Annotated in this window: 16 protein-coding genes; 6 read left to right on the forward strand and 10 right to left on the reverse strand. The window is 43.1% G+C overall.

Annotated features, from left to right (window positions below; all coding sequences use genetic code 11):
* Window positions 1-1,388: 1,388 nt before the first annotated feature.
* Window positions 1,389-3,476 (reverse strand): 4-alpha-glucanotransferase, encoded by a 2,088-nt coding sequence (gene malQ / locus BA1DRAFT_RS15950; protein ID WP_036781061.1) that lies wholly within the window; start codon window positions 3,474-3,476, stop codon window positions 1,389-1,391.
* A 9-nt stretch (window positions 3,477-3,485) separates the two neighbouring features.
* Window positions 3,486-5,888, reverse strand: coding sequence for a maltodextrin phosphorylase (gene malP / locus BA1DRAFT_RS15955; protein WP_036781064.1), 2,403 nt, complete (start codon window positions 5,886-5,888; stop codon window positions 3,486-3,488).
* A gap of 428 nt (window positions 5,889-6,316) precedes the next feature.
* Here malP and malT point away from each other — a divergent pair, with 428 nt between their 5' ends.
* Window positions 6,317-9,031: an HTH-type transcriptional regulator MalT gene (gene malT, locus BA1DRAFT_RS15960; RefSeq protein WP_036781066.1), complete on the forward strand. Its 2,715-nt coding sequence runs from the start codon at window positions 6,317-6,319 to the stop codon at window positions 9,029-9,031.
* Window positions 9,032-9,039: 8 nt separating this feature from the next.
* Here the strand turns inward: malT and BA1DRAFT_RS15965 are convergent, their stop codons facing one another.
* Entirely contained in the window at window positions 9,040-10,233 is a 1,194-nt protein-coding gene (locus tag BA1DRAFT_RS15965) for a multidrug effflux MFS transporter (protein ID WP_036781068.1), read from the reverse strand.
* A gap of 713 nt (window positions 10,234-10,946) precedes the next feature.
* Between BA1DRAFT_RS15965 and BA1DRAFT_RS15970 the strand changes: the two genes are divergently transcribed.
* The 5 genes from BA1DRAFT_RS15970 (at window position 10,947) to BA1DRAFT_RS15990 (ending at window position 15,713) form a co-directional block, all read left to right on the forward strand.
* Window positions 10,947-12,197 carry a class-III pyridoxal-phosphate-dependent aminotransferase gene (locus tag BA1DRAFT_RS15970; protein ID WP_036781124.1) on the forward strand — a complete coding sequence of 417 codons (1,251 nt, stop codon included), beginning with the start codon at window positions 10,947-10,949 and terminating at the stop codon, window positions 12,195-12,197.
* The gene (locus tag BA1DRAFT_RS15975; RefSeq protein ID WP_036781071.1) at window positions 12,197-13,258 is read left to right on the forward strand and encodes a zinc-dependent alcohol dehydrogenase; all 1,062 of its coding nucleotides are present in this window, start codon (window positions 12,197-12,199) and stop codon (window positions 13,256-13,258) included. The genes BA1DRAFT_RS15970 and BA1DRAFT_RS15975 overlap by 1 nt, the downstream gene beginning before the upstream one ends.
* A gap of 13 nt (window positions 13,259-13,271) precedes the next feature.
* Window positions 13,272-13,904, forward strand: coding sequence for an HAD family hydrolase (locus tag BA1DRAFT_RS15980; protein WP_036781076.1), 633 nt, complete (start codon window positions 13,272-13,274; stop codon window positions 13,902-13,904).
* A 61-nt stretch (window positions 13,905-13,965) separates the two neighbouring features.
* The gene (locus BA1DRAFT_RS15985) at window positions 13,966-15,117 is read left to right on the forward strand and encodes an MFS transporter (protein ID WP_036781078.1); all 1,152 of its coding nucleotides are present in this window, start codon (window positions 13,966-13,968) and stop codon (window positions 15,115-15,117) included.
* 14 nt (window positions 15,118-15,131) lie between these two features.
* Window positions 15,132-15,713, forward strand: coding sequence for a DUF1349 domain-containing protein (locus tag BA1DRAFT_RS15990; protein WP_036781080.1), 582 nt, complete (start codon window positions 15,132-15,134; stop codon window positions 15,711-15,713).
* Window positions 15,714-15,795: 82 nt separating this feature from the next.
* On the opposite strand, the gene BA1DRAFT_RS15995 is transcribed toward BA1DRAFT_RS15990, so the two are convergent.
* From BA1DRAFT_RS15995 to BA1DRAFT_RS16025, 7 genes are all read right to left on the reverse strand, one after another.
* A complete protein-coding gene (locus BA1DRAFT_RS15995; RefSeq protein WP_036781082.1) occupies window positions 15,796-16,281 on the reverse strand; it encodes a carbohydrate binding domain-containing protein in 486 nt (161 codons plus the stop codon).
* A gap of 309 nt (window positions 16,282-16,590) precedes the next feature.
* The gene (locus tag BA1DRAFT_RS16000) at window positions 16,591-17,067 is read right to left on the reverse strand and encodes a carbohydrate binding domain-containing protein (RefSeq protein ID WP_036781084.1); all 477 of its coding nucleotides are present in this window, start codon (window positions 17,065-17,067) and stop codon (window positions 16,591-16,593) included.
* A 431-nt stretch (window positions 17,068-17,498) separates the two neighbouring features.
* On the reverse strand, window positions 17,499-17,990 hold the full coding sequence (locus BA1DRAFT_RS16005) for a carbohydrate binding domain-containing protein (RefSeq protein WP_036781085.1): 492 nt from the start codon (window positions 17,988-17,990) through the stop codon (window positions 17,499-17,501).
* A gap of 724 nt (window positions 17,991-18,714) precedes the next feature.
* Window positions 18,715-19,839, reverse strand: coding sequence for a 2-iminoacetate synthase ThiH (gene thiH / locus BA1DRAFT_RS16010; protein ID WP_036781127.1), 1,125 nt, complete (start codon window positions 19,837-19,839; stop codon window positions 18,715-18,717).
* Between the two features lie 14 nt (window positions 19,840-19,853).
* Window positions 19,854-20,621, reverse strand: a complete 768-nt coding sequence (locus BA1DRAFT_RS16015; RefSeq protein WP_036781087.1) for a thiazole synthase — start codon at window positions 20,619-20,621, stop codon at window positions 19,854-19,856.
* 1 nt (window position 20,622) lies between these two features.
* Entirely contained in the window at window positions 20,623-20,823 is a 201-nt protein-coding gene (gene thiS, locus BA1DRAFT_RS16020) for a sulfur carrier protein ThiS (protein ID WP_036781089.1), read from the reverse strand.
* Entirely contained in the window at window positions 20,820-21,569 is a 750-nt protein-coding gene (locus tag BA1DRAFT_RS16025; RefSeq protein WP_036781091.1) for a HesA/MoeB/ThiF family protein, read from the reverse strand. The genes thiS and BA1DRAFT_RS16025 overlap by 4 nt, the downstream gene beginning before the upstream one ends.

A 21,569-nucleotide genomic window follows, 5' to 3' on the forward strand; every position in this document is an offset into this window, starting at 1 on the left:
TGCTCCCGGGGATTCGCTCCCTGGCCGCCGCGATGCAACTTGAAATCCATAGAGTATAAAGCCTTTAATTGAAATACCCATAAAACCAGAGCAGGCTTTAAACTGGGATTAAAAGTTATTTTTTTAACGTATGATTTTAATCGGTATCTGGTTTTAATCGTTTTTTTATCTTTTGGATATTAGCTTTTTGCGAGATTTAAACATTATGATATATCGTGGTTTTACGTTTAAACTAACATTAATCATATCCGATTTATTTTGACTGACACTGTTTTACCGGCATGGTTTTACCAATATTTTTTTACCAACATTGTTTTACTGGCAATTTTGCGAGTTTTTATAAATCAATCACCTTTTATCTTGCCTTTATAAATCACTAATCAATAGTTTGATAGTATAAAAACACCATTAATGCTTTTTAGGATAACTCTTTTCTAGCATTTAAATCCGGCTAAATTAATCGTTTTATCTCTTTTTTATCACATTTTTTATTGATTTGTTCGTAAAATGATGGTGAGAAAATACTTGAGCGTTAATCTATTCCATTATGTTATTTTACGTGATTATTGCTTTTCAACTCTCGGTTAATGATTAGTGAATTTCGATTAAATGTCATTAATCACGCTACTGAAAAATTTGATTCATTGTGTTAAATCAGTCTGTTGAATGAAGTATTTAACCTCTCCCTGTTTGTGTTTTTAAATAGTCATGGTTGGTTAGGTAAATATAAAATAAGTGAAGGATAGTATTGACGATAAATGTACTAAACATAGCAGGGAATAGGTTGTTTTTAATCACTCTATGCCTTTTAAAAAGCTGACATTTATGGGCTACCTATTTTTTTTAATCCTTTTTAATGTTGCTAAATACTCTTGCTTTTTCGTGGTTAATCTAAATACTTCTCGGTTTTCTACAATTATAGTCTCTTATTTTTCGTAAACTTGTTGCAATCAGGAAAAATCTTTTATTTAATAAAATTTTAATGCTTTGATAGGATATATTCTTGTTGTTGGGTTAACGCTGTTATTTTTTTCACCTTATTTAATCAATCTAAAACCTGTTTTTTCTAATGTTTTCTCTTCTAATATCAGTATGGTATCGGATTTTTTACCCATTTTAAAAAAGCTTTAATCACTGCTTTTTATTTTTGATGATTAAAGTTTTTACCTGTTTTTTTCCGGGGTACGCTTGGCCTCTTTATCCAGCTTTTAAAACCACACTGACAGATAAAAAAGCTTTTCTGAATGCCTGTTTTATCATTGATGAAAACTTAACTTTGGTAATCAAGGTGTTAACAGTCAGCAATATGAAGGATGGTTTATAGATTAAAACCATCCTTTAAACTGGAAAGAATAACGCCTGTACAGGAGAAACAGGCGTTACCACATTTAACTTCTGCCTGTTCCTGCTTTTTTACGACATCTATCTACATCTTTCAGCAATTGATTGACATGATCATCACCAAACAGGGTTTCCAGAGTGGTATTCAGTTTACGTCGCCAGTTAGGGTATTCCATTACTGTACCTGGAATATTGACCGGTTTATCCATATCCAGCCAATCTTCGGGTTGCAGTCCCAATAGTGCGCAGGCACTGTGGGCAATGTAACGATGTAACCCTTGGTTTATTATCGGTGACATGTCTACCTCTTTTGCCGTGTCACCAATATGTTCCGGGATACAGCCGTAGCGATGTAAGCCCTCTAATAACCCTTGTTTGCTCGCTTGACGGTCAGTATGTAACCCTTGAAGCAGGTTTTTATCAGGATATAACTTGAGTGATTCCCCAAGTGTCAAATCGGCGCTTTGCCAGAATCCACGTAAAGTAGGTAAATCATGAGTGGTGATGGTCGCCATCGCTTGTATCGGGTAATCCTCTGGTGCACGGTATTCCCCGTTGCCGTGACGCTCAAAGTAGAGCACTTTATAAGAATAGACACCGCTATCGCGCAGTTTGCCTACAATCTCTTCCGGGACAATCCCCAAATCTTCACCAATGACCAGACAGCGATGACGTTGACTTTCTAATGCCAGAATTGCCATCAGATCATCCACTGGGTAGTGTACATATGCTCCTTTGTCGGCGGTTTCACCGTAGGGAATCCACCAGAGCCTGAGCATCGACATGACGTGATCAATGCGTAAGGCGCCGCAGTGGGTCATATTTGTGCGTAGCAGATTAATGAACGGTTGGTAAGCCTGGGCTTGCAAAACATGAGGATTCATAGGGGGAAGGCCCCAGTTTTGGCCCAGTGGCCCAAGAGCATCCGGTGGCGCTCCCACTGATGCTTTGGTGCAGTAGACAGCTCGGTTGCACCAAGTTTCCGATCCGCCTTCGGCTACGCCGACGGCCAAATCACGGTAAATTCCAATCGGCATGCCACTTGTTTGGCTTTGGATAAAGCAGTCTGCAAGCTGAGTATCGGCCAGCCATTGTAGCCAGAGGAAAAATTCCACTTCCTGCGGGTGAGATTGACAAAATGTTTGTACGGCTTGACCGTGTGGATCGCGGTACTTTTCCGGCCATACTGGCCAGCCCCAACAGGAACTATCTTCGGCATATAGTCGACAATGTAGCGCGTCATAGGCGGCTTGATAGTAGAGACACTCGTCACCCTGAATGACAAATTGGCGGAAAGCGGTTTTTGGCGAGTCATGTTCTGGACGGGTGCAGAATTGTTGATGTGCCAGACGCAGTGCGGCCATTTTCAACGCCATAACTGTGGCGTAATCCACCCATTCCGCGTTGCGGGCATCCTGTAACATGCGTTGAGTCGTCGCTGTTTGCCACCATCTCTGTGCTTCTTCACTGTGTTTGAAATCCTCAACCTGACTAACATCAATGTAAATCACATTAAGCCAGTTGCGTGAAGAGGGGCTATAGGGGCTGGCGCTTTCTGGCATGGCTGGGTGCAATGCATGCAATGGGTTCAACCCGATGAAAGCGCCTCCGCGTGCTGCTATCTCTTTCAGCATGTGTTTCAGGTCGCCAAAATCGCCGATTCCCCAGTTGTTTTCTGAACGCAGGGTGTAGAGTTGCACACAGGCGCCCCAAAGTTTTTCTCTTCTTTGCAGGGCATCTGGTTCGTAGCAGCGTTTGGGCGCCACGATAATCCGCATAGACCAGTATTGGGTTTCTTGTGTCAAAGTGAGGTGATGGTAGCCCAGAGCAAGCGTATCAGGTAGCGTCAATATGTGGCGGCAATGCCCCTGAAATTCCTCTCCTTGTTCTGTCTGTATCTGCCATTGGTAGTGCTCTTCATCTTTCAGGGTGATGGTGAAGTGCTCGCCTTGAGTAAAAACTTTTACTGTCGGCAAGGGGGAAACCGGCTCGCTGGCCGGTTTGTTTTCACTTATCGCATCCAACAAGTAGTGTCGGGTTTCCGTTGGAATCGCTTGCGGTTTACCGTAGGCATTAATGTAGCTGGCGACAATGCCAGCCTCGGTCGCTAAATGATCGAGGCTTTTATCCTCCATGATTTTTCCTTATCTCTTTGCTTGCCAGATGCGTTGTTGATAATCACGGATTGTCCGGTCAGAGCTAAACATGCCCATTCGGGCGGTATTTAGAATGGCGCTGCGTGTCCAGCTTTGAGTATCGCGGTACAAGGTATCGATTCGTTTATGCGCGTCACAATAGGAGGCAAAATCAGCTAATACCAGATAAGGATCGCCACCTTCAATCAGACTATGTAGCAGCATATCGAAGGCTCGTTTGTCGCTATAGCTGAACTCGCCGCTAGCCAGCGCCTTGAGGATGTTGTCCAGATGCTGATCTTCCTTGAGTAGTTTCAGCGGGTCGTAACCGGCAGCTTTTAAGGCTTTCACTTCTTCTACTGTATGCCCGAAAATGAAGATATGGTCATCCCCGACCTGTTCGGCAATTTCGACATTCGCTCCATCTAGTGTTCCGATGGTCAGGGCGCCATTTAGCGCCAGTTTCATGTTGCCGGTACCGGAAGCTTCTTTACCGGCAGTGGAGATTTGTTCTGAAACATCGGCAGCCGGGATCATGAGTTCTGCGACAGAAACTTTGTAATCGGGGATAAAAGCGATCTTAATGCGATCACGGACGATCGGATCGTTGTTAATTTTTTCCGCGGTCTGGTTGATGGCAGAGATAATGTTTTTTGCCAAATAGTAGCCAGGCGCGGCTTTCGCGCCAAACAGGAACACACGTGGCACGATATCCAGCGCCGGATTTTCCTGAATTTGTTTATAGAGCGATAGGATATGCAATAGGTTTAGATGCTGACGTTTATATTCATGCAAGCGTTTAATTTGCACATCAAAAATGGCGCTTGGATCTAGCTTAAGCCCCATTACTTTATTGACATAATTGGATAGCAGAATCTTGTTGTCTTGTTTGATAGCTCGGTACTCTTCGCGGAAAGCGGCGTCATCTGCATAGGGTTCAAGTGTTTTAAGAGCATCAAGATCGTTAACCCATTCGCGATTAAGCGTACGGTCAAGTAATCCTGACAGTGCCGGGTTACACTGCTTGATCCAGCGACGCGGGGTAACGCCATTTGTCACGTTGAGAAACTTATTCGGCCATAGTTGATGGTATTCAGGAAACAGATCCTTAACGATGAGCTGTGAGTGCAGCGCGGCTACCCCGTTTACGGCAAAGCCCGCGACGACACAAAGATTCGCCATGCGTATCTGATGGTTATAATGTACGGCTAATTTTTCCCATACGGCTTGCTCGCCGGGCCAGTTTTTGTCCACCAACTTTTTAAACCGGTAGTTAATTTCTTTAATGATGCTGCAATGGCGTGGCAGCAGGTGGCTGACTAGATCCTCGTCCCAGCATTCCAAACCTTCTGGCATCAGGGTATGGTTGGTATAGGCGAAAGTATGGCTGGTTATCTCCCATGCCGTTTCCCAACTCATCTGGTGTTTATCCAGTAGAATGCGCATCATTTCAGGGATGGCGATCGTTGGATGGGTATCGTTAAGCTGGATTACTTCATGCTTAGGCAGATCTTCCATTTTGCGGCCCGCCAGCTGATGGCGACGCAGGATATCTGCGACGGAGCAGGCACACTGGAAATATTGTTGCATCAGGCGCAGGCGTTTGCCTTCTTGATGATTATCATTCGGATAGAGAACTTTCGTTAGCTTAGCGGCTTCAACACCTTGCTGTTCCGCGGCCAGAAATTGCCCGGCGTTGAATTTGTCGAGATCAAATGGCTCGGCATGGGTTGCTTGCCACAGGCGTAATGGTTGGGTAATGCCATTACGGTAACCAATGACGGGTAGATCCCAGGCTTCTCCAATCAAGGTAAAGTCAGGCGCCCAGATTTCGCGTCCATCATCGGTTATGACGATTTTGCCACCGAAATTCACTTCAACATCTAACTGAGCGTTGTGACGGAACCAGGGATAGGATTCTCGTTCCCAATTGTCTGGTGCTTCAATTTGTTGCCCTTGTTCAAAGGATTGGCGGAACAGGCCGTATTGATAATTCAGACCATAGCCAATTGCCGGCTGACCGACGGTTGCCATAGAGTCAAGAAAACAGGCGGCGAGCCGTCCCAATCCGCCGTTACCTAAAGCGGGGTCGGTTTCTTGTTCCAGAAGATCGCTGAGAATAATATTTTCTTCTGCCAGGTAAGCCTGAACGTCTTCATACCAACCAAGGTTAAGCAGATTGTTTGCGGTTAAACGGCCAATCAGAAACTCCATCGAGATGTAGTTCACATGGCGTTGTTGGTCGGAATGATCGATGACAGGGCATGCGGGCAACAGCTCTGACAGGGCCGCGCTAACGGCTTGCCACCACTGATGCTGGGTCATTTCCTGTGCTGAACCGAGGCCAAAGCGCTGCCATTGACGTGTCAGCGCAGCCTGAAACTGGGCTTTATCTAATCTGGGCTGTTGCATGGAGTCTTCATCCTGTAGCTGAAAAGGGAAATTTAACCACTATGCTGAATGCTCTCAGAATCTAAAGCATCATCCTGGAGAGGTATTAGTCAGGGAGGAGTAGAAGGGCGTAGTCAGTAACTATCTTTCGTATCATTTTTATATTTATTGAGTTCATTTTTTTCCAGCGGATCGATTAAGGTAATTTGCTAATCGCTTCCATAACTTGTGTGTAGAAAATGGAATTTGCTGTTCAATAATGTGATAGGGTGCGCAACTTAATACTATGGGGTTCGCAAACATATTTGCAAAAGCCCTCTATTTCACTAAATTTGGTTGGGCCGATTAATGGCGTCATTACGGACCATGAAATAAATCATCTAATTAACATTACATATGGTTCCGGCGCAGGTTTTACTTATTTATCGCTTCTTTGGGCACGGAAATTAATGCTTATCCCATCAAAACTGAGTCGTCCTGTCCGTCTGAATAATACAGTCTTGCGTAAGCGTCTGTTAATCAGACTGAATGAGTCGTCTAATTATCGTCTTGTGCTAATAACTAGCCCCGCTGGTTACGGCAAAACTACATTGGTCTCTCAGTGGGCTGCCGGGCAGGATAATCTGGGATGGTATTCTTTGGATGAGAGCGATAATCAGCCGGAACGTTTTGCCAGCTATCTTATCGCAGCGTTTCAGCAGGCTACGCAGGGACATTGTGTTAAAAGTGAAGTGTTGGCCCAAAAACATCAGTATGCCAATTTACCCGCGCTTTTCGCGCAATTATTTATTGAACTTAGTGAGTGGCGGCGGCCTATTTCCCTGGTGATTGATGATTACCATCTGATTGTAAATAACATGATTCATGAGGCGATGCGGTTTTTCCTGCGTCATCAACCTGAGAATCTGACGTTAACCATCTTATCGCGTAATTTGCCTTCTCTTGGGGTTGCTAATCTGCGCGTGCGTGAGCAATTGCTGGAAATTGACAGCCAGCAACTGGCTTTTGATTATCAAGAAACGCAGCAATTTTTTGATAAGCGTTTAACCACATCCCTTGATGCTGACGATTGTAAGCGCCTGTGCAATGAAGTTGCGGGTTGGGCAACGGCGCTCCAGCTTATTGCGCTTTCAGCGCGGCAGTCGTGTGATGCCGCTGAACTGTCGGCTAAGCGTTTGTCGGGCATTAACGCCAGCCATCTTTCCGATTATTTGGTGGATGAAGTACTTAATCAGGTGGATAGTTCAACGCGTGAGTTTTTGTTGCGCAGTTCTATCTTGCGTTCCATGAATGATGGTTTGATTGTTCGTCTGACCGGCGAAGAGAATGGTCAGCAGCGTCTTGAAGAAACTGAACGTCAGGGGCTGTTTATCCAGCGTATGGATGACTCTGGCGAATGGTTTCGCTTTCATCCGCTTTTTGCTTCATTTCTACGTCAACGCTGTCAGTGGGAAATGGCGTTGCAATTGCCGGAGTTGCATCGCGCGGCCGCAGAAGGTTGGTTGGCGCAGGGGTATCCGGGCGAGGCGATTCATCATGCCTTGGCGGCGGGTGATACGGCCATGCTACGCGATATTTTGTTGCAGCATGCTTGGTCGCTGTTTAACCACAGTGAGTTATCTCTGTTGGAAGAGTGTATGAATGCGCTGCCTTATGAGCAGCTATTGGAGAGTCCGCGTCTGGTGCTGCTCCAGGCTTGGCTGGCTCAAAGCCAACATCGTTATTCAGAGGTCAATACCCTGTTAAATCAGGCGGAACAGGCGCTGCAACAGAAACAAATTGCTATTGAGCCGGATTTGCTGGCTGAATTCGATGCGCTACGGGCTCAGGTGGCGATGAACAGTGGTAAGCCGGAACTGGCTGATAAGTTGGCGAAACAAGCTTTGGCGGCCCTGCTTCCTCAGAATGAATACAGCCGTATTGTTGCGACTTCCGTCGAAGGTGAAGTATTACATTGTAAAGGTGAGTTGGCTGATGCATTAGCGCGGATGCAACAGACCGAGCAGCTTGCGCGTTGTTTCCAGGTTCATCACTATGCGTTGTGGGCGCTGTTGCAGCAAAGTGAGATTTTATTAGCTCAGGGATATTTGCAGACGGCTTATGAAACGCAGAGCAAGGCATTTGAATTGATCCGTGAACAGCATTTGGAGCAGTTGCCGATGCATGAGTTTTTGTTGCGTATCCGTTCACAGCTTTTGTGGTGCTGGTCTCGTCTTGATGAAGCCGAAGATGCTGCGCGTCGTGGGCTGGAGGTGTTGTCTAACTTCCAACCTCAACAGCAGTTGCAGTGTCTAACCCAGTTAGCTAAATGCTCTTTGACCAGAGGAGATATTGATAACGCCCGACGTTACCTAGCGCGTTGTGAAAACCTGCTAAATAATGGGCAATATCATAGAGATTGGCGTACGAATACTGACAAACTGCGAGTCATCATTTGGCAGAATATGGACGACAAAAGCGCCGCGATTCGGTGGTTGGCACAGACTGAGCGTCCAGAAAGCGTCAGCAATCATTTTAATCAGGGGCAGTGGCGCAATATTGCTCGTGCTCAGATTCTGCTTGGTTTGTATGATGAAGCTGAGTCCATTTTGGATACGCTGAATCAACATGCGAGAGAATTGCAATTAATCAGCGATCTGAATCGTAATTTACTGTTGTGTAACTTGCTTTACTGGCATATCGGACGCAAAAGTGAAGCACAGAGTGTACTCATTGAGGCATTGTCTCTGGCTAACCGTACAGGATTTATTAGCCATTTTGTCATTGAAGGCGAGTTGATGGCTCAACAGCTACGTCAGCTTATTCAGCTCAATACTTTGTCTGAGCTGGAGTTGCATCGGGCGCAGCGTATTTTGCGGGATATCAACCGTCAACATCGTCATAAATTCGCCCATTTTGATGAAAGTTTTGTCACACAGTTGCTAACACATCCCGATGTTCCTGAGCTTATTCGCAATAGCCCGCTGACACAGCGTGAGTGGCAGGTGTTGGGGTTGATTTACTCAGGCTACAGTAATGATCAGATTGCCGCAGAGTTGGATGTCGCGACGACAACTATCAAGACGCATATACGGAATCTGTATCAGAAGCTAGGAATTGCGAATCGCCAAGAGGCGATTCAGCAAGCACAGCAACTGATGCAGATGATGGGGTTAGGTGTGTGACAGATGTTTTAGGATTCTAGCGAAACTACCCGTCCTTTCAGGTTACGACTGCGTAGGTGTGCTGACAGGGTTAGCGCGGTACCGAGTAGCATGATTAACACTAGTGACTGTTTGAGCGAAAATGGCAACACCATCGCGATGAGTGAGAGAGAGGAGCCGACAGCCATCTGGACGAATCCTATCAGTGCAGAAGCGACACCTGCTTCATCAGAATAAGGTTCTAGCGCATAACTGGTCGCAGGCCCCATAGCAAATGCCATACCTGTACAAGCGAAAGCAACCGGCAACATGTAGCTTAGCCAGTGCTGGCTGGCGACAGTTGGCAGATGCATGCCAGAAAATAGAGACAGGCTAGCCAGCGCCATCAGAATTGCCCCTAATAGCAGGCAGCCAGGGCGACCAATTCGATGGATGATTTTGTTTACGGTTAGGAAGGCGATCATCGCCCAGAGTCCGTTGCCGCCAAAAATCAATGAAAAGGCTAGCGGTGATATATGGCCCTCGGTCATCAGCACGGTAGGGGCAAATGAGACATAGGTAATGACTATGCCCATAATGCCGGCGTTAACTAGGGCAAAATGCATAAACTGGGCATTGCTAAGAATTTGGAAGTATTGTTTCAGTGGTAGCCCGTGAACAGTTTTAGTGTTAGCGGGGCGCGTTTCTGGTAACCAGGCGGCAATGATCAGTAGTGTAATAACTGAGTAGCAAGTCAAAAACCAAAATGGCGCCCGCCAGTTGAAAATTTCGGCCAAAATACCGCCAAGTAATGGCGCGAGAGCCGGAACAATATTTAGCGTACCGTTAATAAATCCATAGGCTTTGGCTGCCTCATCACCGTTTAGGCGATCACGCACACCGCTAACGCAGACGACACTGGTACAGCAGACTGCGCATCCTTGAATAATTCGCGCGGCAATAAAAATTTCGGGAAAAGTAGAAAGCGCTGCGATCACAGAACCGATGATATATAAGGTGATACCCGTTAGGGCTACTGGCCGACGGCCAAATTTATCTACCAGTGGTCCAGCGATTAACTGACCTAGCCCCATAATTAATAAAAACAAAGAAATCGTTGACTGAATAACTTCATTGTTAACTTTAAAATCCTCGGCGATGGCCGGGACGGTAGGCAAGAATACATCGACACCTAAAGGTCCAAAAAGTGCCAGGCTAAGTAGTAGAAGAATATAATTTTGCATGTGTGTTCTTTTGAAATTTCAATAATGGTGGTGGTTTTATTGGTGGATAGGCTCAGTGGAATTGATTCTTTAGTGCGACCAAAGATCTTGGATACACCAAAAATCCTACTGGCAAATCATTTCAAGCTGGCGATAGGCATGTTCAAGGATCACCCACAGACTGAACCCTTTACTTTTTTTAAAGTCTGAACTTTATACGAGCTATTCATTGGTGTAAACCGACTAACTTGTATGGGTATTTTAAGTAGTAAGATCTTAAATACAGACAAATGACATCGCGCTGTAGCATCAGCGTGTTCTTCACTCGACGTTTCATGTCTGCTCAGTATGAAAAGCACATAGCTTCTGACAAATCAGAAATGATCGAGAATCTTTCATGACATTCTATCACCTGTCAGAAAATAGCCTTGAGAGATATAGATGCTCTTATCATCAGCGCAAAAGTTGGAGATGAGAGATTTTTAGTACAGCTTTACAGGATTTTTAACAGAATTTCTTGCTATAACCCGATAGATCAGCAGTTCTGCATGTCATTAATCAATCATTCAAAATAATAATGTATTTTATATAAAATACTTTAATTTTTTAAATGTTTTTTGGGTTTTTATATGTTCTTTGTTGATCTAAATTAATTTTTAGTAAATATTCTCTTACCTGTTGAAGATTATTGTGCTTTCTTATAGCTGGAAATGATTAATTAGGGTAATGAAATGATGGAAAATGGTAAACGGTTTGAAGATATGCTTTCTCGCTTTGTTGGGAACGGGCCTTATCTGGAAATTGATGGTGAAAAGTATATCGATGCAGCTTCGGGGACATTTAACCTTCCGCTTGGGTACACTAATCGTAGAATAACAGAAAAATTAAAACAGCAGATCGATAGATGTACACATCTGAGCTCAGCTTATACCCATGAAATGTCACAATATATTTTGGCTAAATTAGTTAAACATACCCCTGAGGGCATTGATAGAATATGGTTGCGCGATGTTTCCGGTTCTGGAGCAGTTGAATGCGCAATTCGCATCGCGCAAAAAGCAACAGGGCGTTCAGGAGTGATCTCTTTCTTTCTGGCTCATCATGGCCAGTCTTTAGCCACAGCGCAAATTTCGGGTAATGCTTTTAGAATTAAAGATTTCCATGTCAACATTGATGGTTCTTTAAAAGTTCCAACCCCTGCGAGTGTTATGTCAGAACTTGGACCAAATACAGAACCCAATCAATATTTTGACTTAGAACAATTTATTCAATTGGGTTCAAATGACAATATTGCTTGTCTTATTATTGAACCGATTCAAGGAAATGGCGGAAATAACGTTTTCCCTGTCGATTTTTTCCGTAAGATCAGAGATATCTGCCATAAACATGACATTATTATTATCGCAGATGAAGTACAGACTGGATTTGGCCGTACCGGGACATTTTTTGCTTCAACCGGTTACGCTAAAGAATTAGAACCGGATATTATTGTTTTCGCGAAGGGCGCTGGCGGCATAGGTATTCCGACCGGTGGCGTGTTGATGCGGAGTTCATTAGATGTATTAGAGTCATTCGAACATTCCAGTACATCAGGCGCTAACCCTCTTTCATTAACCGCTCTCAACGAAATTATCGATATCATCGAAGACGAACAAGTTCTGGAGAATGTGCAGCGTAATGAAGTTTATTTACGTGATGGCTTATTAGCATTACAGCATAAATACCCAGAAATTACGGGTGTTAGGGGCGTCGGTTATATGTTTGGCTTTGATACGCCATCACCAGAATTTGCAGCACAAGCGATTGCAATAGCGAACTCCCATAACTTGATCATTCGTGGCTCTCGTTATGGTAAAGGTCGTGCACTTAAAGTTCGTCCACCGTTAATTTGTACTCAGGAACATTTAAACGAAATTCTGCATAAGCTTGATCTGACTTTTGCTGATATGACGTTAAATATGTTTGACAACAAGGAGGTAGCGTAATGAAAGCACTTAAATTTAATCGGGTGTGGGATGTGCAAATTCAGGATGTTGAACCGTTACGCTGTGTTGAGCCTGATGATGTTGTCGTTGATATTGCGGTGTGTGGCGTTTGTGGTACGGATGTTGGGATTATCACCGGTTCTTATCCTGTTGCTATTCCGGGAACCACTCTGGGCCATGAAACAACGGGAGTTGTTGCGCAAATAGGGAAGAGTGTCACACGTTTTAATGTGGGTGACCGTGTTGTCATCAATCCAACTTATTCTTGTGGGCATTGTCGGATGTGCCAGACAGGCAGTCCAAATCATTGTGAGAAAAAATTGGGAACCGAAGCGGGGGTTTCCTATGACGGGGCATTTGCTGAACAATATCTGGCTAAAGAGAGTTCACTGATAAAGCTGGATGATCATGTCAGTATGGAAGAGGCATCACTGACGGAGCCACTGAGTTGCACACTGACCGGGGTTGATAAACTGGGCATTACTCATACTAATATTCGTGCAGCGGTAGCTGGCGCAGGTCCAATGGGAATGCTCTACATTTGGGCTTTACATGCCAAAGGCGTTAAGGCTTTCATGGTCGAGAAAAACGAAAGTCGTGTTCAATTTGCCAAAGAAAATCTGCCGCCGGAATGTGAGTTGTATACTGATTTTGATGAGGCATTGACGCAACAATATGGCGATAAATTAGCGCTTATCGATCTCTGTGTGGATACGACCGGGCAGTTAACCGAATACATTTTTGACCATTTGGCGCCTGGCGGAAAATTGTTGAATGTCGCGCTTAAAGATAAGCATGCCAATCTTGATATCTTGAAAATTGCTGATAAGAGCCTTTCCGTAATTGGTTCCATCGATTCTCTGAATAACAGTTTTGAACGTGCTTATACCATGATCCGTGATGGCGTTATTCCAGCCGGTCGTCTGGTCAGCCAAGTTTTTGATTTTAATGATTACTTGCAGGCTTTTCTCACGGTTGGTTGTGATATTGCGTGCAAAAGCCAAAAACCACTGTTTACTCCGAACTGTAAAGTGCTGATCCGTATTTCCGATCTAAAATAATGGAATGTTTCACATGGATAGATTTAATGTGATTTTTGATATCGATGGAGTCATTGTTGACAGTGAACAACTGCACTTTGATGTTCTTTGTGATTTGGCTCCTGATTACACGCAGCATGTACAACCACAGCAACTTATTGGCCTGAGTCTGGAGGAGACGTTAGATTACATTGGGGTGCCAGCTCAGCAACAGAAAGAGATCACTGCCCAAATCGTCTCTGTTTACAAAGATAAACTATCTAAAAGTTACCTTCGTCCAGGGATTTCCAAGTTGATAACGGCCTTACAACAGCACTGTATCCCTTTTGGCTTTGTTTCTACTGCGCCGCGGGAAGTCTGTTTGGCGAATATTGGATTACTGGAGTTAAATGAAAGCCCGGCTTTAATCTCTGGTGACGATGTTGCGAGGACAAAACCTCATCCTGATCCCTATCTTGCTATGTTGAAATTGAAGTCTATGGATGTTCATCAGACATTAGTGATTGAAGATACCGATTTAGGGATTACAGCAGCAACGCAGGCAGGTATTCCCTATGTGTATGCCTGGCCCCATGCTTTATCGGTTGCGGAACAGTATCAACAGGCAACTCGTATTATTGGGGCGCTGACCGATATTCCACAATTTTCTAAAATTAATTTTGGGTAACTTAATGCCTTCCATTATTAGTCATAGTGGAGGGCATTTATTTATATAGAAGGAACATGAGTTGTCTGATCAAAATATTATCTCTTTGGTAAAACAACCCATTATGGCGACGCGCGCCGCTTTTTTTATTGCTGGCTTTGGTCTTGCAAGTTGGGCTCCCCTTATTCCTTTAGCTAAAGAACGGTTACAACTTGATAATGGCGCTATGGGGCTGCTAATGTTGGCATTCGGTATTGGTTCTTTCATCATGATGCCAATAGCGGGCATGTTAGCCGCACGTTTCGGTTGCCGGAACATTTTCACTTTATGTGCTTTGGTCGTGCTAGTGATGTTGCCAGGGTTAAGTGTATTACCGACACCGTTGACACTGGCTTGCGTTTTATTTGTCTTTGGTGCAGGTATTGGGGCAATGGATGTTGTGGTCAATATCCACGCTGTCATGGTTGAGAAAATGGCTCGGCGGCCAATTATGTCTGGCTTTCACGCGTTATTTAGTTTAGGCGGGATCGCCGGTGCAGGATCGGTGAGTGCATTATTGTCTCTGGGGATATCGCCTCTCCAGGTGATGGTAATGGCGTTATTATTGATTATTTTACTGCTATTGCCGGTATGGAGTGGGTTATTGAACGAAGCCGAAGCGGGTAATACGCCGTTCTTTGCTGTGCCTCATGGGATCGTGATTTTATTGGGCTTTCTCTGTTTTGTTGCCTATATCATGGAAGGCGCAATGCTGGACTGGAGCGGTATATTATTGACCAGCGTACATAATATCAGTAGTCATCAGGCTGGTATCGGTTATACCCTGTTTGCTATTGCTATGACATCGGGTCGCTTTATGGGGGATAAAATCATTGCCTTTTATGGACACCGACGGGTTTTTATTAGCAGTGCTCTATTGGCTACTTCTGGATTTATCCTGATTTACTCAGCATCGACTGCAACGATGTTAGGATTCTCTTTCCTGATGATAGGCGCAGGATTATCCAATATAGCGCCAATGCTTTTTACTGCCTCTGGTCAACAGAAAATTATGCCTGATTCACTGGCGGTTGCTGCGGTTTCTACTATGGGATATTCAGGGATTTTGCTGGGACCTGCGATCATTGGTGGGTTAGCGCATATTGTGACATTACACGGCGCTTTTGCTTGTATTGCTTTACTCTCTATTTCCTTATTTGCAGGATATAAATTGATTAATTCGAGCGGAAGATAATAGAGGAAGTTCCTATGAGTTTGTCACAATATCATTGGCTTAATGAACCATCCGATTGGCAATGTGGCATTGATTGGCTTAATGTCACCACAGATCATAAGACCGACTTTTGGCAGCAAACATGGTATGGCTTTGAACGTCATAATGGCCATGTTTTTGGGCGTTATGTTGAGAATGATTTCACCTTTCAACTCTGTATTGAAGGCTGTTTTGAACATTTATACGATCAAGCAGGAGTCATGCTATTGATCGATGAGAAACATTGGCTGAAAGGCGGAATTGAATATTCTGATGGTCATGCCACGATTGGTAGTGTGCTGACACGTCATCATTCTGATTGGTCTATGGGAGTATTTCCCGGTGATTCTAGTAAATTCTGGTTACGTTTGACTCGTGAAGAGGGATATTTAAGACTGCAATATTCCACTGATGGTTTACGGTGGCCATTGTTGAGGTTGGCTCCTTTTTTTGAAGATAAACAACCGATCTTTGTTGGTGCAATGTGTTGTTCTCCAGAACGGCACGGATTACAGGTGCGGTTTTCTGATTTTCAATTGACGCCGCCAATAAAAAAACCATTGCACGATTTAAGTTAGCCAGAATTGTTTTCGGAGAATTGTGCAGGTTTTAAAACACCCGGAGCAATGTGCTTCGGGTGTTATATATCAAGTCAGATGTTTAAACTCTTTCTAGAATAAAGCCCGTAAAGTCAGCAGTTGCCTCTTCTGGAAGTTCTATAAATTGGTCTTTCATCATGTAAATACGTAAAAGTCCCTCTTCATCTGTATTTAATTCAACTGAACCGGTCGTAAAGTTGAAGCTATTTACAACAAATGATTCAGGGCCGAATGTGCGATTTTGTAAACCAAAATATGCTGGCAATGCTCTTTGTGGTATTTTTTTTATCGATAAGCGTGCTGTAGCTGTCAGTCTATATCTAGCGTTAGATTCCAACCCTGTTATTATTTGATCAATGACACCAGAACTGGAATAGCTTTGGATGCTAAGAAAATTAACCCCATTCTCGGATAAAACTTCTACAGTTTCAGGGTTTGGGATTCTCCAGCCATGATACCCTTCATCAAATGAGCCATTAACCAGTTCTTTATTAGCGTTTTTTGTATCAGAATAATCTGCGCGATTTAATATTTTCTTCATATCCATATATGAGTCCTTTTAAATGAATAACGATTGAATTTTATTTTTCTTAATAGTTTTTTCTGTAAGTACTTTAGCAATAATAGGGAAATATTCAATCGTGTTTTTTAATGGAAGATTAGGTTTGTGATAATTAGTGTGAGAATAAATGAGGCGAAGAAATTATTACGATGGGGATTTGTTTTTAAATAATCGAGCTATATTTTAGTTAAAATATTACTTTATAATTTTTTGGTTTTTTTAAACTAATATTAAAACACCCAGAGCAGTGAACTCTGGGTGTTTAAAATGTTAAAATATATCGAAGTTAAATGCTTAGGCTTTCTCTAAAATAAAACCGGTAAAGTCAGCGGTTTCTCCGTCTGGGCGAGGGCCAACTTGGTCTTTCAACAAATAAACGCGTAAAAGGCCCTTTTGATCTGTACTTAATTCTACCGAGCCTGTTGTAAAATCGGTGCTGTTTACAGCAAAAGAGTTGGGGCCATCGGTATGGCTCTGTAAACCAAAATAAGCTGATGAGGCCCATTCTGCTGATACGCGAGCTGTACCTGTTAGTTTGTATTTAGTGTTAGGTTCTAATCCTTCGATAATTTGATCAATGACGCCAGAACCGGTAACGCTTTGGATTCTGATAAAGTGAACGCCATTTTCAGATAAGATTTCTACTGATTCAGGAGCTGGGATTCTCCAGCCGTTATATCCCTCTTCGAATGAGCCGTTAACCAGTTCTTTATGAGAGTTTTTCTTGTTATCAGAATAATCTTCATTATTCAGGATTTCTTGTACGTTCATATATTAGTCCTTTTTAAGTAGATAGAAGTAAATTTAATTTCTTTCAGCGCGTTGTTTTTCGGGGGGCACTTTATCAATAATGGGATAATACTCAATTGTATTTTTTATTGGTGGTGAGTTGTAATTTGTATAAATTAATACAAGAATAAATGAGTTATAAGCGCTTATCCTGATAGGAGTTTATGTAGGCTAATTTGTTGCTCGTGGTAGAGTTCATTGTTGCAGAAATGTTATGTTTAAATATTGGTCACATTGAGAAAAAAATAGAATGAATAATGAGGTAATATTCATGGCTGTAGTATTAAAACATAGTATTAAAACATAGCATTAAAACATAGTATTGAAATAGAGTATTAAAACTACATTATTAAAACGCCCGGAGTAGTGAGCTTCGGGCATTAAGATGTCAAACGATATTAAAGCTAGCTCTATTAGGCTTTTTCGAAAATGAAACCAGTAAAATCAGCGGTGACTTCTGCTGGTGGAGTATCAATTCCCATTTCGGTTTTTGCCAGGAAAATGCGTAAATATCCTTCTGCATCTGTACTTAATGTTACAGAACCGGTGATAAAATCCGTGGAGTCTACAACAAAAGTGTTATGATTAAAGGTATCATTCTGTAAACCAAAAATAGCTGGGAAGTAGTCTTCTTGGTCCTTGGGTGTTGATACGCGTGCTTTACCCGTCAGTTTATATTTAGTGTTAGGTTCCAATCCTTCTATAATTTGAATAATATAACCGGAAACAGAGCCGCTTTGGATTCTAAGAAAGTTAATTCCATTCTCAGATAAGATTTTTACCGTTTCAGGGGACGGGATTATCCAGCCTTTATATCCTTCATCAAATGAACCATTAACCAGTTCTTTGTTAGAATTTTTCTTATCAGAATAATCTGCGTTATTCAGTATTGTCTTTAGACTCATATATTACTCCTTTCTAAAGTGATAATGATTAATTTAATTTTTCGTAAGCGTTTTATTGCTCGATGAGAACTTTATCAATAATAGGTTAATGTTCAATCATATTTTTTATCGATGCAGAATTATCATTTGTATAAATTAATAAGGAATAAATAAGGGGGAATCCAGATATATACAGTAAATATAGTATTTTCTATTTATTCAATATAGGTATAAACTGGATTTTCAGACTCTTATTTCCGTGAGGAATATACGTATAGGTCAGGAAAACAAACATGGGTAAAATGGCCTATTATAATAGGATATTAATGATTGAAATGAATTTTTTGATGTTGATTGGATTGATAGAGATAAAATATTTAATTTTATATTAGAGTAGGTCTTTTGAATAGAAATTATTTTGCAGGTGATAATAATGATGGATAATATAATTCATGGAATTATTGTGTGATATTTTTATGATGTTCAATGGGTGTGGGAAATAAAGGAGGGGGTTAATCTGTGAATATTTCCGCTTTGTTTTATTTCTGTAATTGGTGGGTTTTATAATCTGCAATTTTTTATTCTCATATTAATCTTGGTTTTATATTGCGAACATTATTATCAATTATATTACTGTCTGGTATTGATTCCAGACAGTTTTTATATTAAATCCTATTTCGTGTGGTTATTGCCTGTTGAGGGCTTTTACTTAAAATCGAGTTATTTGAGAGGAGATCGAATTAAATTATCGACCTAAATAGCCATCCCAATCTTTCCATACTGGTTGTAACCCGGCTTTAATTAATACTTCTGCAACCTGATAAACAGAACGATTATCATGCGGCATAAATTGTTCCAATTCTTCGTGACTACTCTCTGCGTAACCACCGGGTTGGGTTTTAGAACCTGCACTAACATTGTTGATTGCCAGTGGTATGACGTGATCGCGGAAGAATGGGGATTCACGAGTAGAAATAGAAAGCTCAACATCTGGCGCAAATAGACGAAAAGCACAAATCAGTTGTACCAGTTCCGCTTCACTCATCAGCGATGCAGGCTCAATGCCTCCAGCACAAGGTCGTAAACGAGGGAATGAAATGGAGTAACGGCTCTGCCAATATGTACGTTGCAGAAAGAATAAATGCTCCGCCACCATATAGCAGTCCGTCCGCCAATGACTAGAGAGGCCAATTAGCGCTCCTAAACCGATTTTATCGATTTTGGCACCACCAAGGCGATCGGGTGTTTCTAATCGCCAGTGAAAATCCCGTTTCTTACCTCGTAGATGATGCAACAGGTAAGTTGGCTCATGATAGGTTTCCTGATAAACCATCACACCATCTAGCCCCAGCGTTTTTAATTCTGAGTACTCTTCCTGTGTCATAGGCTGGACTTCCATCATGATTGAGCTGAAATATTCACGGATAAGTGGCAGATAGCGGCGGAAATAATCCATACCGACCTTGCCCTGATGCTCTCCGGCGACTAATAACAGATTGTCGAAGCCCAGTGCTTTAATCGCCTGACATTCGGCAATAATTTCATCTTTATTCAGTGTTTTGCGTTTGATGTGGTTACTCATTGAGAACCCGCAATAGGTGCAGTCATTGGCACACAAATTGGAGAGATAAAGCGGTACATAAAAACCAACGGTGTTACCGAAACGTTGACGAGTCAGTTGTTGTGCCCGTTGTGCCAGTGGTTCGATATAGGGCTTCGCTGATGGAGAGAGCAAGGCCATGAAATCGTCCAGATTTAATTTGTTGCTGCTTAATGCCCGTTCAACATCCTGCGCGGTTTTGCTATTAATGCGAAGGGTAATATCATCCCAGTCTAACTGCTGCCAGCGGTAACTAAAACTACCGCTCATAAGATGATGAATCATCAAAATGCCCCTAGAAAATCGGTCAGTGGACTGGATGCAACAGCATGTTGTTTTGGACTTGCCAAACCAGCTTGATAAGATAATTCACCCGCTTCGATCGCTATTTTAAAAGCTTGGGCCATTTTTATTGGATTACGGGCAACGGCAATTGCAGTGTTGACTAATACAGCATCCGCACCCAATTCAATCGCTGCCAATGCATGGCTTGGCGCGCCGATGCCGGCATCAATGACCACCGGCACTTGTGCTTGCTCGATAATAATTTGCAGGAAATCTCGGGTTAGCAGCCCTTGATTAGAGCCGATTGGTGCGCCTAAAGGCATGACCGCCGCGCAACCCACTTCTTCCAGACGTTTACACAAAACGGGATCAGCACTGCAATATGGCAGCACGACAAACCCTTCTTTGACCAACATTTCAGCGCCTTTGAGTGTTTCAACCGGGTCAGGCAACAAATATTTCACATCCGGGTGGATCTCCAGCTTGATCCAGTTGGTTGCCAGTGCTTCACGGGCCAGACGGGCGGCAAACAGGGCCTCTTCTGCGGTTTTGGCCCCAGAAGTATTTGGCAGCAATTTGACGCCAAGTTTTTGCAATGGCGCCAAAATAGCGTCATTACCGTTCTGCAAATCAATGCGTTTCATTGCCATCGTGACAAGCTGGCTGCCGGAGGCGGCTATAGCCTGAGTCATTAAATTTGCATTGGCGAATTTGCCTGTACCGGTAAATAGACGGGAATGAAAAGTCGTATCAGCAATTTTTAACATATTAACCTCCAGCAATAGCCTGAAACAAAAGGATATTGTCTCCATCATTAATCTGATGCGTATTCCACTCTGAACGCGGAATAATGGTTTGATTAATAGCCAGTGCCATTCCCGGTTGTGTTTGTTCAAGTTGTTCTAGCAATTGCTGTATAGCCAGAGGAGCCATAAGCTCCATCGGCTGGTCGTTTACCGTAATTTTCATGCAATATCTCTGCAAATCGGGCATTGTTGCGACGGGTTAAGTTGTAGTGTGCTCCAGCTTTGCTGTTTACCATCAAACAGTCGGAGTTTGCCGCTTAACGGAGAGGGAAGCCCGGTTAACATTTTGATGGCTTCCAATGCCTGTAATGTGCCGATGATACCGACTACCGGACCTAATACACCCGCGGTCCGGCAGTTCCGTAGCGGCTCTTCCTGTTCAGGGTAGAGACAGCTATAGCAGCCATGAAGGTAAGGGGGTTCAAATACCATAAGTTGGCCGCTAAAACCGACAGCACTGCCGCTAATTAATGGCTTTCGCGTTGCCACACAAGCGGAATTGATAGCGTGGCGGGTTGTCATGTTGTCACTGCAATCGAGAACCAGATCGACTTGCTTCATGATGGTTGTCAGAGATTCCAGGTTCTGACGTTGATTAAGGATCATCGTTTTTATCAATGGATTCAATGCATTGAGTTGATTGGCCGCAAGTTCCGCTTTTGCGGCAGGGATCTCTTCGGTGCGGTAAAGTATTTGCCGTTGTAAATTGGAGATGTGCAATTGGTCATCATCAGCAAGATAAATTGTTCCCACACCTGCCCCCGCTAGATAGAGAGAGGCGGGAGCGCCTAACCCTCCCAGTCCGACAATCAGTACGCGGCTGGATTTCAGTTTTTCCTGCCCTTCCGGGCCAATATCTTCGAGTAACAGTTGTCGGCTGTAACGCATAAATTCTTGATCATTCAACAT

It is taken from the genome of Photorhabdus aegyptia, from assembly GCF_000612035.1.
GTDB lineage: Bacteria > Pseudomonadota > Gammaproteobacteria > Enterobacterales > Enterobacteriaceae > Photorhabdus > Photorhabdus akhurstii.

Bases quoted from the DNA above. Each gene is read 5' to 3' on its own strand.
- BA1DRAFT_RS15965 (WP_036781068.1), bottom strand. From the start codon at position 10,233: ATGCAAAATTATATTCTTCTACTACTTAGCCTGGCACTTTTTGGACCT.
- BA1DRAFT_RS15975 (WP_036781071.1), top strand. From the start codon at position 12,197: ATGAAAGCACTTAAATTTAATCGGGTGTGGGATGTGCAAATTCAGGAT.
- BA1DRAFT_RS16005 (WP_036781085.1), bottom strand. From the start codon at position 17,990: ATGAGTCTAAAGACAATACTGAATAACGCAGATTATTCTGATAAGAAA.
- BA1DRAFT_RS15990 (WP_036781080.1), top strand. From the start codon at position 15,132: ATGAGTTTGTCACAATATCATTGGCTTAATGAACCATCCGATTGGCAA.
- BA1DRAFT_RS16015 (WP_036781087.1), bottom strand. From the start codon at position 20,621: ATGTTAAAAATTGCTGATACGACTTTTCATTCCCGTCTATTTACCGGT.
- malT (WP_036781066.1), top strand. From the start codon at position 6,317: ATGCTTATCCCATCAAAACTGAGTCGTCCTGTCCGTCTGAATAATACA.
- BA1DRAFT_RS15970 (WP_036781124.1), top strand. From the start codon at position 10,947: ATGGAAAATGGTAAACGGTTTGAAGATATGCTTTCTCGCTTTGTTGGG.
- BA1DRAFT_RS16000 (WP_036781084.1), bottom strand. From the start codon at position 17,067: ATGAACGTACAAGAAATCCTGAATAATGAAGATTATTCTGATAACAAG.
- BA1DRAFT_RS15980 (WP_036781076.1), top strand. From the start codon at position 13,272: ATGGATAGATTTAATGTGATTTTTGATATCGATGGAGTCATTGTTGAC.
- BA1DRAFT_RS15995 (WP_036781082.1), bottom strand. From the start codon at position 16,281: ATGGATATGAAGAAAATATTAAATCGCGCAGATTATTCTGATACAAAA.
- malP (WP_036781064.1), bottom strand. From the start codon at position 5,888: ATGCAACAGCCCAGATTAGATAAAGCCCAGTTTCAGGCTGCGCTGACA.
- BA1DRAFT_RS16025 (WP_036781091.1), bottom strand. From the start codon at position 21,569: ATGTTGAATGATCAAGAATTTATGCGTTACAGCCGACAACTGTTACTC.
- thiH (WP_036781127.1), bottom strand. From the start codon at position 19,839: ATGAGCGGTAGTTTTAGTTACCGCTGGCAGCAGTTAGACTGGGATGAT.
- thiS (WP_036781089.1), bottom strand. From the start codon at position 20,823: ATGAAAATTACGGTAAACGACCAGCCGATGGAGCTTATGGCTCCTCTG.
- malQ (WP_036781061.1), bottom strand. From the start codon at position 3,476: ATGGAGGATAAAAGCCTCGATCATTTAGCGACCGAGGCTGGCATTGTC.